General features: G+C 65.9%; 13 protein-coding genes. 6 read left to right on the top strand and 7 right to left on the bottom strand.

The window, feature by feature from the left end; genetic code table 11:
• Positions 1 to 2 precede the first annotated feature (2 nt).
• The 7 genes from IPP90_19155 to IPP90_19125 all read right to left on the bottom strand — a co-directional run bounded on the left by IPP90_19155 (position 3) and on the right by IPP90_19125 (position 7,936).
• Positions 3 to 1,043, bottom strand: coding sequence for a bifunctional oligoribonuclease/PAP phosphatase NrnA (locus tag IPP90_19155; GenBank protein MBL0172783.1), 1,041 nt, complete (start codon positions 1,041 to 1,043; stop codon positions 3 to 5).
• A gap of 580 nt (positions 1,044 to 1,623) precedes the next feature.
• Positions 1,624 to 3,072, bottom strand: coding sequence for an IMP dehydrogenase (guaB, locus tag IPP90_19150; GenBank protein MBL0172782.1), 1,449 nt, complete (start codon positions 3,070 to 3,072; stop codon positions 1,624 to 1,626).
• A 175-nt stretch (positions 3,073 to 3,247) separates the two neighbouring features.
• Positions 3,248 to 3,844, bottom strand: a complete 597-nt coding sequence (locus tag IPP90_19145) for a DUF1232 domain-containing protein (protein MBL0172781.1) — start codon at positions 3,842 to 3,844, stop codon at positions 3,248 to 3,250.
• Positions 3,845 to 4,298: 454 nt separating this feature from the next.
• On the bottom strand, positions 4,299 to 5,282 hold the full coding sequence (locus tag IPP90_19140; GenBank protein MBL0172780.1) for a hypothetical protein: 984 nt from the start codon (positions 5,280 to 5,282) through the stop codon (positions 4,299 to 4,301).
• Positions 5,279 to 6,163, bottom strand: coding sequence for a hypothetical protein (locus IPP90_19135; protein ID MBL0172779.1), 885 nt, complete (start codon positions 6,161 to 6,163; stop codon positions 5,279 to 5,281). The genes IPP90_19140 and IPP90_19135 overlap by 4 nt, the downstream gene beginning before the upstream one ends.
• Positions 6,164 to 6,401: 238 nt before the next feature.
• Complete coding sequence (locus IPP90_19130; GenBank protein MBL0172778.1) at positions 6,402 to 7,274, bottom strand: L,D-transpeptidase; 873 nt, start codon at positions 7,272 to 7,274, stop codon at positions 6,402 to 6,404.
• Complete coding sequence (locus IPP90_19125) at positions 7,274 to 7,936, bottom strand: hypothetical protein (GenBank protein ID MBL0172777.1); 663 nt, start codon at positions 7,934 to 7,936, stop codon at positions 7,274 to 7,276. Before IPP90_19125 ends, IPP90_19130 begins: the two co-directional genes overlap by 1 nt.
• Positions 7,937 to 8,019: 83 nt before the next feature.
• Between IPP90_19125 and IPP90_19120 the strand changes: the two genes are divergently transcribed.
• The 6 genes from IPP90_19120 to IPP90_19095 are packed head-to-tail and all read left to right on the top strand — an operon-like array spanning position 8,020 to position 14,328.
• Positions 8,020 to 9,579: a 2,3-bisphosphoglycerate-independent phosphoglycerate mutase gene (locus IPP90_19120; protein MBL0172776.1), complete on the top strand. Its 1,560-nt coding sequence runs from the start codon at positions 8,020 to 8,022 to the stop codon at positions 9,577 to 9,579.
• Entirely contained in the window at positions 9,580 to 10,299 is a 720-nt protein-coding gene (locus IPP90_19115; protein MBL0172775.1) for a hypothetical protein, read from the top strand.
• A gap of 2 nt (positions 10,300 to 10,301) precedes the next feature.
• On the top strand, positions 10,302 to 10,730 hold the full coding sequence (locus IPP90_19110; GenBank protein MBL0172774.1) for a 6-carboxytetrahydropterin synthase: 429 nt from the start codon (positions 10,302 to 10,304) through the stop codon (positions 10,728 to 10,730).
• Between the two features lie 56 nt (positions 10,731 to 10,786).
• Entirely contained in the window at positions 10,787 to 12,337 is a 1,551-nt protein-coding gene (dacB, locus tag IPP90_19105) for a D-alanyl-D-alanine carboxypeptidase/D-alanyl-D-alanine-endopeptidase (protein MBL0172773.1), read from the top strand.
• 3 nt (positions 12,338 to 12,340) lie between these two features.
• Positions 12,341 to 13,627 carry a molybdopterin molybdotransferase MoeA gene (locus IPP90_19100; GenBank protein MBL0172772.1) on the top strand — a complete coding sequence of 429 codons (1,287 nt, stop codon included), beginning with the start codon at positions 12,341 to 12,343 and terminating at the stop codon, positions 13,625 to 13,627.
• Positions 13,624 to 14,328 (top strand): methyltransferase domain-containing protein, encoded by a 705-nt coding sequence (locus IPP90_19095; protein ID MBL0172771.1) that lies wholly within the window; start codon positions 13,624 to 13,626, stop codon positions 14,326 to 14,328. The genes IPP90_19100 and IPP90_19095 overlap by 4 nt, the downstream gene beginning before the upstream one ends.
• The last annotated feature ends 19 nt before the right edge of the window (positions 14,329 to 14,347 follow it).

The following is a 14,347-nucleotide window of genomic DNA, read 5'->3' as shown; positions in this document are numbered from 1 at the left end:
ATTCACGGCAGCGCCCCTGTCTGCAAGTACGCCCGCGCATCCGCCACCACTCGGTCGCGCACATCCACCAGTGCGCCGGTCAGCATCGCGCCCGACGCTTTCGCGTGACCGCCGCCGCCGTAGCGGCTGGCCAGTTTCTGCACGTCAACCGATCCCGTGCTCCGGAACGACACTTTCACCTTGCCGTACCCCAGATCGCGAAAGAACAAGGCCAGCCGCGTGCCGACAATGCTGCGTGGGTGCTCGACAATACCGTCCAGCTCTTCACTGGTAACGTCGTAGCGCTCCATCACACCCGCCTCGACCGAAATCCAGGCCATGCCCAGGGCCGCGTCGACATCCAACGACGCCAGTGCGTCGCGCAGCAACTCCATGCGGCCGACGCTCACCTGCGCATAGATGCGGCGATACATCTCTTCCGGATCGACGCCCGACGCCAGCAACACCGACGCGACGGCGTGCGCCCTCGGAGACGTGTTGCTGAACCGGAAGCTGCCCGTGTCGGTGAGGATCGCGCAATAGAGCGCACGGGCCACCAGCGGCGTGATCTCCAGGTCCAGCGTCGTGGCGAAATTGAACACCAGCTCACCGGTGGCACAGGCAGCGGTGTCGGCCACCACGAGGTCGCCAATCGGCATCTCACCCGCCACGTGGTGATCAATGACGCCAACGGGAACCGTCAGCGCGCGCACCTTGTCGGCGAGCACGCCCACTCGACGCACGTCATTAATATCCAGCACGATCAGCGCATCGATGTCGTCAAGCGCCGCCACGCCGCGGGCGCTGGCATTCTCGATGCCGCCCTCCAGCAGGAAGGCGAACATCGACGGCCACGGCGTCGGATTGACGATGCGTGTCTTGATGCCCCGCTGCGCCAGCAGATGTGCGAAGGCCACTTCCGATCCGCAGCCATCACCGTCGGCATTGATATGCGTTGACAACGCCACGGTCATGCCCGGCTGCAGCATCGCCGCCAAGGCCTTGATCTGGCGAACCCGCTCGTCGGAAACGGTCAGCAATTCGTGCATGGTCAACGCAGGCATCGCGGGAAAATAAGTCGCGGTGCGCATGCGCCGATCAGCATCCAGCCGCAGGCGGGCGCACGCCGAGGATCAGCGGTGTGCGAAACGGGCCGGCAACGGGGGGGGGGGGGGGGGGGGCCCCCCCCCCCCCCCCCCCCCCCCCCCCCCCCCCCCCCCCCCCCCCCCCCCCCCCCCCCCCCCCCCCCCCCCCCCCCCCCCCCCCCCCCCCCCCCCCCCCCCCCCCCCCCCCCCCCCCCCCCCCCCCCCCCCCCCCCCCCCCCCCCCCCCCCCCCCCCCCCCCCCCCCCCCCCCCCCCCCCCCCCCCCCCCCCCCCCCCCCCCCCCCCCCCCCCCCCCCCCCCCCCCCCCCCCCCCCCCCCCCCCCCCCCCCCCCCCCCCCCCCCCCCCCCCCCCCCCCCCCCCCCCCCCCCCCCCCCCCCCCCCCCCCCCCCCCCCCCCCCCCCCCCCCCCCCCCCCCCCCCCCCCCCCCCCCCCCCCCCCCCCCCCCCCCCCCCCCCCCCCCCCCCCCCCCCCCCCCCCCCCGCCCGACGTTGAGTCCGGATCGGATGATGCCATGTGGCTCTCCATCGGGGAACGCGGAGCTACAGCGAATAGTTGGGCGCTTCGCGGGTGATCGTGACGTCATGCGGATGCGACTCGCGCAGTCCGGCGGTAGTAATACGCACGAACTCCGCATCCGTTCGCAGTTGCTCGATGGTGCTGCACCCGACATACCCCATACCACTTCGCAATCCGCCGATCATCTGGAAGAGTACATCACCGACCGGTCCCTTGTACGGCACGCGCCCCTCGATGCCTTCGGGCACCAGCTTTTTGGGCGACATCTCCCCGTCCTGGAAGTAGCGGTCGGCGCTGCCGTCCTGCATGGCGGACAACGATCCCATCCCGCGGATCATCTTGAAGCGACGACCCTCCAGCAGGAACGACTCGCCGGGACTCTCTTCGGTTCCCGCCAGCATCGAGCCCATCATCACGCTGGACGCACCCGCCGCGAGCGCTTTGACAATATCGCCCGAGTACTTCACGCCACCGTCGGCAATCACCGGCACATCGCCGGCGCCTTCGACCGCGTCCATCACCGCCGTCAGCTGGGGAACGCCAACGCCAGTCACCACACGCGTGGTGCAGATGGAACCCGGGCCAACGCCGACCTTCACGGCATCCACACCGCGCTCCACCAGTGCGGCCGCGCCCGCACGCGTGGCCACATTGCCAGCCACCAGTTGCACCTCGGGGAACGCCTCGCGCACGCGCGACGTCGCCTGCAGCACGCCATCGCTGTGTCCGTGCGCCGTGTCGATCACAAGGACATCGACACCCGCCTGCATCAGCGCGCGCGCGCGATCGAGATAGTCACCGCCGGCACCGATGGCCGCGGCCACGCGCAGTCGTCCATGCAGATCCTTGTTGGCATCGGGGAACTGGCGGCGCTTGTGAATATCCTTGACCGTGATGAGTCCCTTGAGCACCCCGAGTTCATCGACCACCGGCAGCTTCTCGATGCGATGCTTGCCAAGGATCTTCTCGGCTTCGTCCAGCGTGGTCCCGATCGGCGCCGTGACGAGATCGTCCGCCGTCATCACATCGCGCAACGGACGGTCGAGGTCACGCTCAAACTGCAGGTCGCGATTGGTGAGGATGCCTACCAGCAGGCCGTTCCCGTCCACGATCGGCACGCCGGAGATCTTGAAACGCATCATCAACGCAACGGCTTCGCGCAGCGACGCCGTCGGCGAGAGCGTGATCGGGTTGAGGATCATGCCGCTCTCGGATCGCTTCACCCGATCGACCTCAGCGGCCTGTCGGTCGATGGACATGTTCTTGTGCAGCACCCCGATGGCACCGGAGCGAGCCATCATGATGGCCATCTCGCTTTCCGTCACCGTATCCATCGCCGCGGACACCAGCGGGACATTCAGGGCGATGCCCCGGGTGAAGTGCGAGCGAATGCTGACCTCCTTCGGATGGGTCAGCGAATGACGCGGTGCCAACAGCACGTCATCGAAGGTGAGCGCGAGCGCTTCACGGATACGCGAAAGCCCGCTGCCGGAAACGGATCCGGCGGCGGGCTTTGAGGATTCAGTCGTCAGGGGTGCCATCTTGAAACATAGAACGGTGTGGGCGGGGAGTCCAGCGGAGAGGAGACGGGAGACTGTAGACGGGAGAGGGGAGACTTCCCAGTCCCCACTCCCTGGCCCCTGCTCACTACCTTCGACTCCGTCGCGCCATCCTCGTCAGTCGCCGCCGGATGCCTGCCGGGAGGAAGAACCCGGCCGCGCTCACCATGCCCGCGAGATTCACGTCGGACAGGTCATCCGGATCGCCACGCCAGTAGTCCATGAGCACGCGTCGCCCCGTGTTTTCCACGAGTCGCTGCAGCGCCAGCATGAGCAGGAAGATGTCGTCCACCTCGCCCAGGAACGGCACGAAATCCGGGATGAAATCGAGGGGCGAAATGATGTAGGCGGCAGCGGCCACCACCAGAAAACGGTCAATGCGCGATACGCGCGAATCGCTCATCAACCCCAGCAACAGGCGCACATAGGCCGGAATTTTTCGGATGACGTGAAGCACCGACCGTTTGGCGCCGACCCGCGGACGCGGACCTGGTTCGATGTCTTCGTCGTCCGATTCCCGGCCATCGATTGCCGACATCTCGTCGGTGTCGGGATAACGATCGTAGCGCGAGGGCTCACTGCGACGCGAGCGTCCACGACCCGTGAAGAACCCGCGTTCCGGGCGTCCGGACTCGCGGTCGTCCAGGCGATCACGCGCCATTTGTGCCAGGCGGCTGGTTTCCATTTATCAACGGGTTGGGGTTCGCCGGCGTCGCCGACGGCGGAGTCGGCGGAGTTGGTGCGCCCACTTGGTCGACGGCTGAACGGGCGACCGTGACGACATCGCCGGCCATCGACATGGTGGTTTGCGCGACCCCATTGAGCACACCCACGGCGCGATTGAGCAAGCCCATCGTTTCGCTGATCGTACCGACAGCCACGCCACCGGCACGCAGCTTGTCCTCGACCCCTTCGGCAAAACGCTGCAGGACGTTGACCGGAGGTGGCCGGTTTTTCCGCGTAGCGGGCCTCGATGAACTCGACGTAATCGAGCACCTGATACAGGCGTTCATCGCTCAACGTTTCGAGCTTGCGATGAATGCGATCGCGCACATAGGGATTCACATGTCCTCCTGAGGTCGGCCGAGCGGAACACGAGATGCGTCAACCTCTCGTACGACTGGCGTACCGCGACTGATTCAGCCCCGCCAGCGCTTTCGTTCGCCGCGCGCGTCGATATGGCAATATGGCGTGTTGAACCGTCGGCTGCTGTAGACGCCCAGACCGCCGGCCAGTTCCGGGTGCATACGCTCCACCCAATCCACCGTCGTTTCCACGCGATACGCGTCGAACAGCGTCAGCCGTCCGTCGCCGTCCGCGTCAATGGCCACATCGGCCGCATCCCCATACAGGTGGCGCGAATCGCGAGCCGACCCTTCAACCCCGGAGTTGTGCAACGGGGTGCGGAAGCCGCTGTGCACTTCGAGGGAAAAATCACTCCGTTCCTCGCCGCGGCGACGCGCCAGCTCGCTGAGCACCAATTCGATCTTGTCCAGGACACGGGGATCGATGGCCACATACCGCGGCCACATCGTCTGCGAATCGTGCGTGATGAAGTCACGCATGGTCAGATGCCGGGTGAGTGGCAGGTCGAGTTCGTTGGCGTGCACTTCAGCGAATCCCGCCGGACGTTCGGCTTGCTCGTTGTGCGCCCATTCCGCCGGATAACGGCCAATCTGATAGCCGTTGAGTGACGTGCCCAACTTGAGTTCAAATGGCACGAGCACGGCCAGTCGCGGCTCGGCAATGCGCTGCGGAATGCCGGACCGGGTTACGACCAGTTCATAGAATCCGGCTTCGAGCGGAGCCAGCAGTGTGTCGCCGTCCAGGGGGCGCGCGACATCGCCCGACTGGGTGCTTCCCACTTTCACCCACTGATACGTAAAGCCCAGCGCCGCTCCACGGATGTCCAGTGGAAACGCGAGACGCTCCCCCGAACGCACGAAACGCATCCGCACTTCACCGCTGACGCCGCGTGCGCTGTTGCTGGCTTCAACCACGGGCACACTGCGACTGGCGCTTTCGGCCGACGATCCGGCCAACAGGTCTTCGGGCGGCTGGTAGATAATGGCGGCAGCAATCGCCGTCACTCCACTGATGATGATCGCGGTTCGGCGGATCACAACGCCCCCCAGCGGGCGCGAGTGCCGCGGACATCGATGTGCACGAACGGGCCGTGCGCCGAGGTGGCCGAGTACACACCGACCCCACCCACGAGATCGGGATGGGCCCGTTCCACACGTTCCGCGGCCATCGCCAGCACTCGCGCGTCACCCGTGTCAACACGGCCGTTGTGATCGAGATCGCTCATCCAGTCACGCGCACCGTTCACCACGTAGACATCGGCCGCATCGCCGAACTGATGGCGACTGTCTTGTACGCGACCACCGGCGCCTACGCCCTGCGCGTTGTACTGCGGTGTGCGGAAGCCGGACATGACCTGCAGTCGATCCACGGCCACGCCCATCTGCCGCAACTCATCCATCACCAGTTCGAGCTTGTCCACCAGCGGTTCACGCAACACGAGATACTTGGGCCACGTCGCGCCCTGATCGTGCGTGAGGAAATCGCGCAGGCGAAAGTGGTCGGAGACCGGCGTGTCCTGATTGCCCGCCGTGACTTCCAGAAACCCCTCGGGATTCTGATACGCCGCACTGCGCGCGACCCGTTGTTCGCTGGGGAAGAACCCGATACGGTACGCCCCGATGCGGCCACTCACCTTGTCGGTGAAGGGGCGCATGGTGATGAAACTGAACGGGCCCGCCTCCTGCTGATCGGCAACAGCGGCCACGTGGACGCCAGGGCGACGGCCGACCGAGTCGCCGAACATCTCGCGGAGAATCGGAATGGATCCAAGGCGCGACGGGTTCACAAACCGTGCCCGTAACTTGCGACTGCGTCCGCGCAGGGAATCAAGCAACGACGGCATCGACGCCGTGCGCACCGTCGGCGTGATCGTCGAGGCATCGGCGCGGGTTGGCCGCGAAAGACCAGCGGTCGCCACGATCGCGAACACCGCGATTGCGGCACCCCAAAGGTGCCGAGCGTGTGGTCGACGGCGTGAACTCGACCCTGCGGGGGCGGGCGACAACGATTGGGGCAATGGCTTGGGCGAAAGAGTCGAGGGAAAGGCGCGATAACTCGCTTGGCGCACAGTCTCTAGATGACGATCGAACGGGAGCTGCGATAACCTATTCCTGTGTTTGGAACAGGTCCGACTATATGACAGAAATATAGCCCGTTCAGTAGATCAGGACCGGGGTCCCGACAGTGACCATGTGATACAGGGCCGCGATGTCTTCGTTCCGCAATCGGACACATCCGTGGCTGACGGCCTGGCCGATACTCGATGGGACATTGGTCCCGTGCAGGGCGTACCCGTCGCCCAGATACAACCGGAACGACCCGAGGACGCCGCCGTATTTCCGCTGATTCGTTCCGTATGGTGGAATGACAATTCGCCCATCGGCCACAATTTCCCGACCGTCTGAGGCGGCCAGGGGGCGATTCACCCCGTCCTTGTCCCGGCGCACGACATCGTTGCCTACGACGGCGATTTCACTGCCGTCCTTGAGCTTCAGGGGTTTTCCACGAACCAGCTGTACGGCGCTGGTGCGTCGTTTGTTGGCCTGTTCCGCAAAGTGCCAGTCTGGTGGAATCCACGCGGGCGCGGAATCGCGACGCTGCACCAGGAATCGTCCGCGTGGCGTCTCGAAACGCAGCACCCGACTGCTCCCCTGCACCACGAGTTCTCGACCGCTGCCGGTCGCCACTTGCGTGGTGAAGAGCACGCTATCGCCCACCTTGTACCACAGACGGCGTTCGGCAATCGAGACGATCACGGCCGGCTGGTCTCGTGGCGGCGCTTCGGGGAGTTTGTCGAGTGCGACGCGCAAGCTGTCACTCCCGAGTCCCGCTTCCAGTCGCGCCTGCTCGAGGGCTTCGCTGTTGTCATTGAAGACCAGACGCGCGACGTCTCGCGCGAATCGCAGCCGAATGGTGGTGATCACCAACCATGCGGTGAAGATGCTGGTCACGGCCATGGCGACGAGCAGGACTCGTCGCGCCAGCCGCCACTTGGCGAAGGCGGTTCCATTCACTTGGTTGGCGGGCATCAGAAGAAGTACACCCGCATTCCCAAAGTGACGTTGTCGCGGATGGCCTTGAGGTCGGCCGCATCGAGTCGGATGGCGCCTGGCATCACATAACTGCTGTCGGCGAGGGGGCCCGCGGTTGGCAGCGCGTACAGGAGCGTGCCGCCGGAGGTCACCAGGGCATCCGATCCTATCCACCCCGTCTCCCATCGATCCGTCGGCAGCGGGAGTCCCCGGTCGAGCCAGAGCCACGTGGGCAGGTCGAATCGGTCTGATGCGGCGAGGCGACGTTCCACGGTTCGCATGCCACGCGGCACTGTAACCCAGAGCGTGTCGGGGGGTACTCCCACCCGGCGTTCCGGTCCCCACTGGGCCGCCATGGTCCGAAGCCGTATGCCGCCGCGGTCAAGTGCCACGAATGAAGAGTCGCTGTTCACCGCCAGATGCAGTGCCTCGTCACCGAAGGACTGGCGACGTACCAGTTGGAGCATCAACCCCGTCCGATCGGCTTCGGCCGCCACAATGGCATCGGCACGATCGCGTTCAAACGTCGACATGCCGGCGCGGAGACGCTCGGTCTCCTCGCGATAGCGTCCGCGCTTGAACAGCAGCAGCCCGTCGAGCGCGGCGAGTCCGAGGAGGACGAGGGCCAGGATGATCGTTCGGGGAATCCGTCGTTTCACGTGATCGCGATGTTGGTTTCGTCCTGAGTGCGGCGGTAGATTCCCGCTGACGAATGGTAGCTGGTTCCCCTCTTCCCGCACGGATGCCTGCCCGCACTGCACGTCCCGTCGCGCTGATCATTCTCGATGGCTGGGGCTATCGTGAAGAGCGCACGGCCAACGCCATCCTCCTGGCTAACACGCCCAACTGGAATGCGATCTGGGCCGAACACTCGCACACGCTGCTCCGGGCGTCCGGGCGCGCCGTGGGATTGCCCGACGCCCAGATGGGCAACAGTGAGGTCGGCCACCTGAATCTGGGTGCTGGTCGCGAAGTGATGCAGGACCTGGTGCGCATCGGCGCGGCCATCGAGAACGGGCAGTTCTTCAGCAACCCGAATCTGGTCAGGGCGTGCCGCCTGGCGCGCGAGCGAGACCGAACGCTCCATCTCGTCGGTCTGCTCGGCAACGGCGGCGTCCACGCCCTGGACCAGCATCTCTTTGCACTGGTGTCACTGGCCGAGCGCGAACGGGTGGGACGCGTGGCACTTCATGGCCTGCTGGACGGACGGGACACACCGCCCAGAAGTGGCTATGAGTTCCTGCGAGAAACGTTGGCCGCCATCGAGGGCAAGGCGCAGCTGGCGTCCCTGTCCGGACGCTACTTCGGCATGGATCGCGACAACCGTTGGGAGCGCACCGGCGCCTGGTACCGCGCGGCGATCAGCGGTGTGGGTCCCCATGAAACCGATGCCTTGGCGGCGGTGCAGCGCGCGTACGACGCGGGGACGACCGACGAATTCATCCCGCCGATGGTGATGGTGGACGACCACGACCAACCGTTGGCGCCGGTGCGCGATGGCGATGTCATCATCTGCTTCAACTTCCGATCGGATCGCATGCGACAGACCATGCGGGCCCTGACGGCACCCGATTTCACGGGGTTCGACACGGGCGCCCGTCCATCGGTCGATATCGTGACGATGACGCGCTACGACGACGCGTTTGCCTTCCCGGTCGCGTTTGCGCCGCAGTCGATGCACCATCTGGTGGGACAGGTCATCAGCGATGCGGGACTCACCCAGCTGCGTACGGCGGAGACAGAGAAGTATCCGCACGTCACGTTCTTCTTCAACGGCGGACATGATGCGCCGTTTCCGGGCGAAGATCGCCGCATGGTCGCCAGCCCGAAGGTGGCGACCTACGACTTGCAACCCGAAATGAGTGCGGCTGGCGTGTGCGATATTTTGTGTGACGCGCTCGCCCATCGCACGCACGACTTCGTGTTGTGCAATTTTGCCAACACGGACATGGTCGGTCACACCGGTTCTATTCCGGCCGCCATCAAGGCGGTCGAAACGGTTGACTTCTGTCTGGGGCGGATTCTCGACGCCGCACGCGCGGGTGGCGCCCGAGTGATCATCACGGCCGACCATGGCAATGCCGACGTGATGATCGATCCGGTGACCGGCGAGCCGCACACGGCGCACACCACGAATCCGGTTCCGCTGGTGCTCATCGATCCGGATGGCGAAGTCCCACTGCGCCGTGATGGTGCATTGTGCGATGTTGGTCCGACCGCCCTTGGCCTGCTGGGATTGACCTGTCCGCCTGACATGACCGGTCGCGACCTCCGCGACCTTTCTCCTTCCGCAACCCACTGAATGCCCACGTTTCTTTCGCCGGTTTCCGCCCGTCGTGCTTGCCTGCTGATTCTTGGCCTTGTGGGCGCCGCCCCGGCGATGGTGCAGGCGCAGATCGGTCATCGGCCATCGCAGAGTCCGTACGAGGACGTGAAACCCGGACAATCGGTTTCGTTGAGTGCAGGATGGCTGGCGATTGCCCGCGACCCGGCTGGTGTCGCCCCCGATGCCGCCCCGTTTGGCCAATTGCGATACGACGTGGCCATCGGCGGCCCCGCATCGCTCTTTGCGCGATACACACTGGCCACCACGCAGCGTGCGCTGTTCGCGCCGTCGGCGGTGGCGGACAAGCGGAAGACCGGCACCCCGGGCGTGGCGATGCACGTGATCGATGCCGGGATCGATGTGGCGTTGACCGGCAAGAAGACCTGGCATCACCTGATCCCGTCGCTCACGGGTGGCGTGGGCGTGGGCAGCGATTTCGCCGCCGTCGACAGCGGCGGCTATCAGTTCGGCGTCAAGTTCGCGCTGTCGTATGGGCTGGGCCTGCAGTACGTGCGATCCTCGGGCCTGCGGCTCCGACTCGATGCGACCAACTTTCGCTGGCAGTACGACTACCCTGACCGCTATTTCGTGAAGGCCACCGACGGCACCTCCATCCTGTCGGACACCAAGAATCGCAGCGCGTGGCGTGGCAATTGGGGACTGTCGGCCGGCGTCTCCTTCCCCGTGTTCCGGTAACCATGCCGCGCACGTCGCTCACGCGCCGCGTGCTGTTTTCTTCGGCGCATCGCTATCGTCGGCCCGACTGGAGCGACGCGGAGAACACCGACATCTTCGGGGCCTGTGCCCATCCGAATTTTCACGGGCACAGTTACACGTGCGATGTGACGGTAGCGGGCCCGGTTGATGAAGAGACCGGGTTTGTCGTGGACCTGGGGTTTCTTGATCGCGTGCTGCAGCGCGAGGTCCGTGACCGCTTTGACCACCGCAACATCAATCTCGATGTGCCGGAGTTTGCGGACGGCAAACTGATCCCGACCGGCGAGCACCTGGCACGCTTCATCTGTGAGCGGCTGCAATCGGCATTGGCGCATACGTCGGCGCGCGTGGTGAAGGTGCATCTGGCGGAAGACGCGACGCTGAGCAGCACGTATGAGGTGGATGCGTGATGGGAGACGGGAGACGGGAGACGGGAGACGGGAGACGTCGGGGCGCTGGGGTTTGTGTGCGCTGGCTGTGGGCGGCAGGACTGGCGCTGATGGCGTCCGGTTGCGCGGGACGTGCACGCGTGCCGGCGCCGACCGAAGGGCATCGACCTGAGCCCGTGGCCCTGGTCATGATGCCGGTGGCGGAGGTCCGCACGCCGCCCTTGGCACGTGACATCATGCAGCACCTCGCCGATTCCGCCATCAGTTCGCCGGCCTGGCGTAATGCGCGTTGGGGTGTGCTGATTGTCGACGCCACGACCGGCGACACGATGTATGCGCACGACGCCGACAAACTCTTCATGCCGGCCTCGAATCAGAAATTGTTGACCGGGGCGGTGGCCATGCAGGTGCTGGGCCCCGAGTACCGTTGGCGCACGCCGGTTCTGTTGCGCGGCGCGCAGCGGGGGCGCGTGTTTTTCGGTGACCTGATTGTTGTCGGGCGCGGCGATCCCAGCGTCAGCGACTCGCTTCGCGTCGGCGGTGTGTTGTCCACGTTCGATCCCATTGCTGACGCGCTGTCAGCGCGCGGCATCACGCGCGTGGCCGGCCGCATTGTGACCGACGGCGACGCGTTTCCCGGGCCGTCAAGCGGGTTTGGCTGGGAGGTGGACGATCTGGATACCCCCTCCGGCGCGGCAGTGGATGAGTTGCTGTTCAACGAGGGCGTGTTGCGCGTCACCGTGCGCGGCGCGGCGAAGGCCAAGCGACCGGCGACAGTCGAGCGGTGGCCGACCACGTCGTATCCACCGGTTTCGATGGAAGCGGTGACCCGCGTGGCCACCGATTCCGGACCGGCGGTGGACGTGGTGTACGACTCCGTCGCGGCCACCCTTCGCGTGACCGGCACCATTGCCGTTGGCGACAGTGCGCGATTCACCATGTCCTATCGACATCCCAATGACGCGTATCGCGCGGCGATGCTAGAGCGCCTGCTGGCGCGCGGCATCCGGCTTACCAACCGCACGCGCGCTCCGTCTGCGCGGGTTCACGTCGATACGCTGGTCACGCTGGAATCGGCGCCGTTGCGCGAGGTGCTTCGGCGCATGCAGAAGCCGTCGCAAAATCAGATTGCCGAACTGCTGTTTCGCACCTCGGGCTTGGTGGCGACCGGTGACGGCAGCGCGGACAGTGCGCGCGCCTTGGCCGTGCGCACGCTGGGCCAATGGGGAGTGCGCCCCGACCAATTGGCCTACCGTGATGGCAGCGGCCTCTCGCGTCACGACTACGTCAGCCCACGCGCGCTCGTGCACGTGCTCGACGCGATGCATCGCGCACCCTGGGCGATGACGTATCGTCAGGCGCTGCCGTTGGCCGGCGTTGATGGAACGATCGGCAACCGCATGCGAAGCACCCCGGCCGCTGGCAACGCCAATGCCAAGACCGGCACGCTGGACAAGGCGCGCTCGTTGTCGGGGTATGTGACCACGGCCGACGGACACCTGATCCTGTTCTCGATGCTGGCCAACAATTTCACCGTCCCCACGCGCGAGGTGGAGCGTGTGCAGGATTTGCTGGTGAGCACGTTGGCGGGTATGCGCGTAGGCAACGGCGCGAAACTTGAGCGGTAGTGCATGAGCGCTGACGCCAATACCGGCGGCGCAACAACCGGTGGCCACGTCACGGCGCTGAGCTACGTCGAGGCCCGAGCGGCCATTCTGGCGGCCGCCGTGCCGTTGTCCGTGGAACACGTTGCGCTGGATCACGCCATGGGCCGCGCGCTGGCGTCGTCCATCACGAGTCCGGTCGCACTCCCGCCGTGGGACAATGCCGGCATGGACGGCTATGCCGTGCGTCGTGCCGATGTGGCGAACGCGTCGCCATCGATGCCGGTGACGTTGCGGGTGACCGGAACGATATCGGCGGGTGCCGATCCATCGACCTTGCCGGTGGTGGACGCGGGATGTGCGGTTCGAATCATGACGGGGGCGCCGGTACCATCTGGTGCCGATGGCGTGATTCGTGTGGAGGATACCGACGGCGGGCTTGCAGCGGTCACCGTTCGCGATACGCGTGACATTGCCGGTCGCGGCAATATCCGTCCGCGCGGCGAGGATGTGCCTCGCGGTGGGTCCTTGTTTGCGGCGGGCGTCACCATCGGCCCTTCGCAGTTGGGCATGCTGGCCAGTGTTGGCTGTGCCACGGTGCCAGTGTTTCGTCGTCCTCGCGTGGCGCAGGTGTCGGGCGGCGATGAACTGGTGCTGCTCGAACACTTCGACGAGGTGCTCGCCGGTCGACGCATCGTGTCATCGTCATCGTATGCCCTGCCGGCGCTGCTGCGCGCGGCCGGTGCAGACGTGGTCCTTTCGCCCCTGGTGCCCGACACGCTGGAAGACACCATGGCCGCGATCGAGTCGGCCATCGCGAACGGCTGCGACCTGCTGGTCACCACCGGCGGCGTATCGGTCGGCGCGCACGATTACACGCGTGAAGCGCTCGTGCAATTGGGCGGCACTGTCGATTTCTGGCGCGCGCGCATTCGCCCAGGGGGCCCGATCGGGACGGGTCATATTCGCGGCGTGTCGTGGTTGGGGCTTCCCGGCAACCCCGTGTCGTCGATGGTCACGGCGACACTGTTCGCCTGGCCCATGATCCGCCGTATGGGTGGTCACACCAACACCAGCCATCGTGTGTTGACGGTGACCATGCGTGACCGGTATGAGACACCGGCGCCGTTGACCTACTTCGTGCGGGTGATGCTTGAGCGTCGAACCGATGGCGGCTACGACGCGCATCTCGCTGGTCCACAGGGGTCGAACCTGTTGCACTCCATGGCCATTGCCGATGCCCTGTTGGTGGTGCCGGAAGCCTGCGCGGCGACCACGCCCGGCGCAACATTCGATGCGGTCCTGCTGCCATGAGTTCGTCGGCCTTGGAAGCGCTGGCCGGACTCCACGGGGAGCACCTCGACGCGGCACTGGGGCGTCGATGGACCACCGCGACCGAGTCGGTCACCGTGGGCAGCGCGCAGTGGTCGCTGCTCAAGCCGGCCAACGCCGATCACTTGATCAGCGAGGCGGACTATGTGATGGACGAGCGACTCCCCTACTGGGCGGACCTCTGGCCGTCGGCGCGCGTGTTGGCCGCCACGCTGCTTGACGAGATTGGTACAGGGCGCCGACTGCTGGAGATGGGATGCGGCGTGGGACTCGCCACCATCGCCGCCATGCACGCCGGCTTTGATGTCACGGCCACCGACTACTACGACGACGCGCTGCACGTCACCCGCGGCAACGCCGCCCGCAATCTGGGCCGTGAACCCCGCGTGCAGATGGTGAACTGGCGCGAATGGCCGGTTGATCTGGGCACATTCGATGTGGTGATGGCGGCTGATGTGTTGTACGAGAAGGAATACGCGACCCTGGTGTCGGCGTGCATTGCCCGTGCCCTGGCGCCGGATGGCACGGCGTTCGTGGCGGACCCGGGGCGGTTGGCACTTCCGGCATTTCGCGACGGCCTGGTCGAACACGGATTGTCGATTACCTCGGTGCACACCCAGCGCTACGAAGAGGGCGTCGTGAAGCAGGAGGTGCAGGTGATGCGCATCAAGCACATCGCGTAACCCGGCCGCAAGGTACGCC

The sequence above is a fragment of the Gemmatimonadaceae bacterium genome, from assembly GCA_016720905.1.
Taxonomy (GTDB): domain Bacteria; phylum Gemmatimonadota; class Gemmatimonadetes; order Gemmatimonadales; family Gemmatimonadaceae; genus Gemmatimonas.
This window is presented reverse-complemented; position numbering and strand designations above follow the sequence as displayed.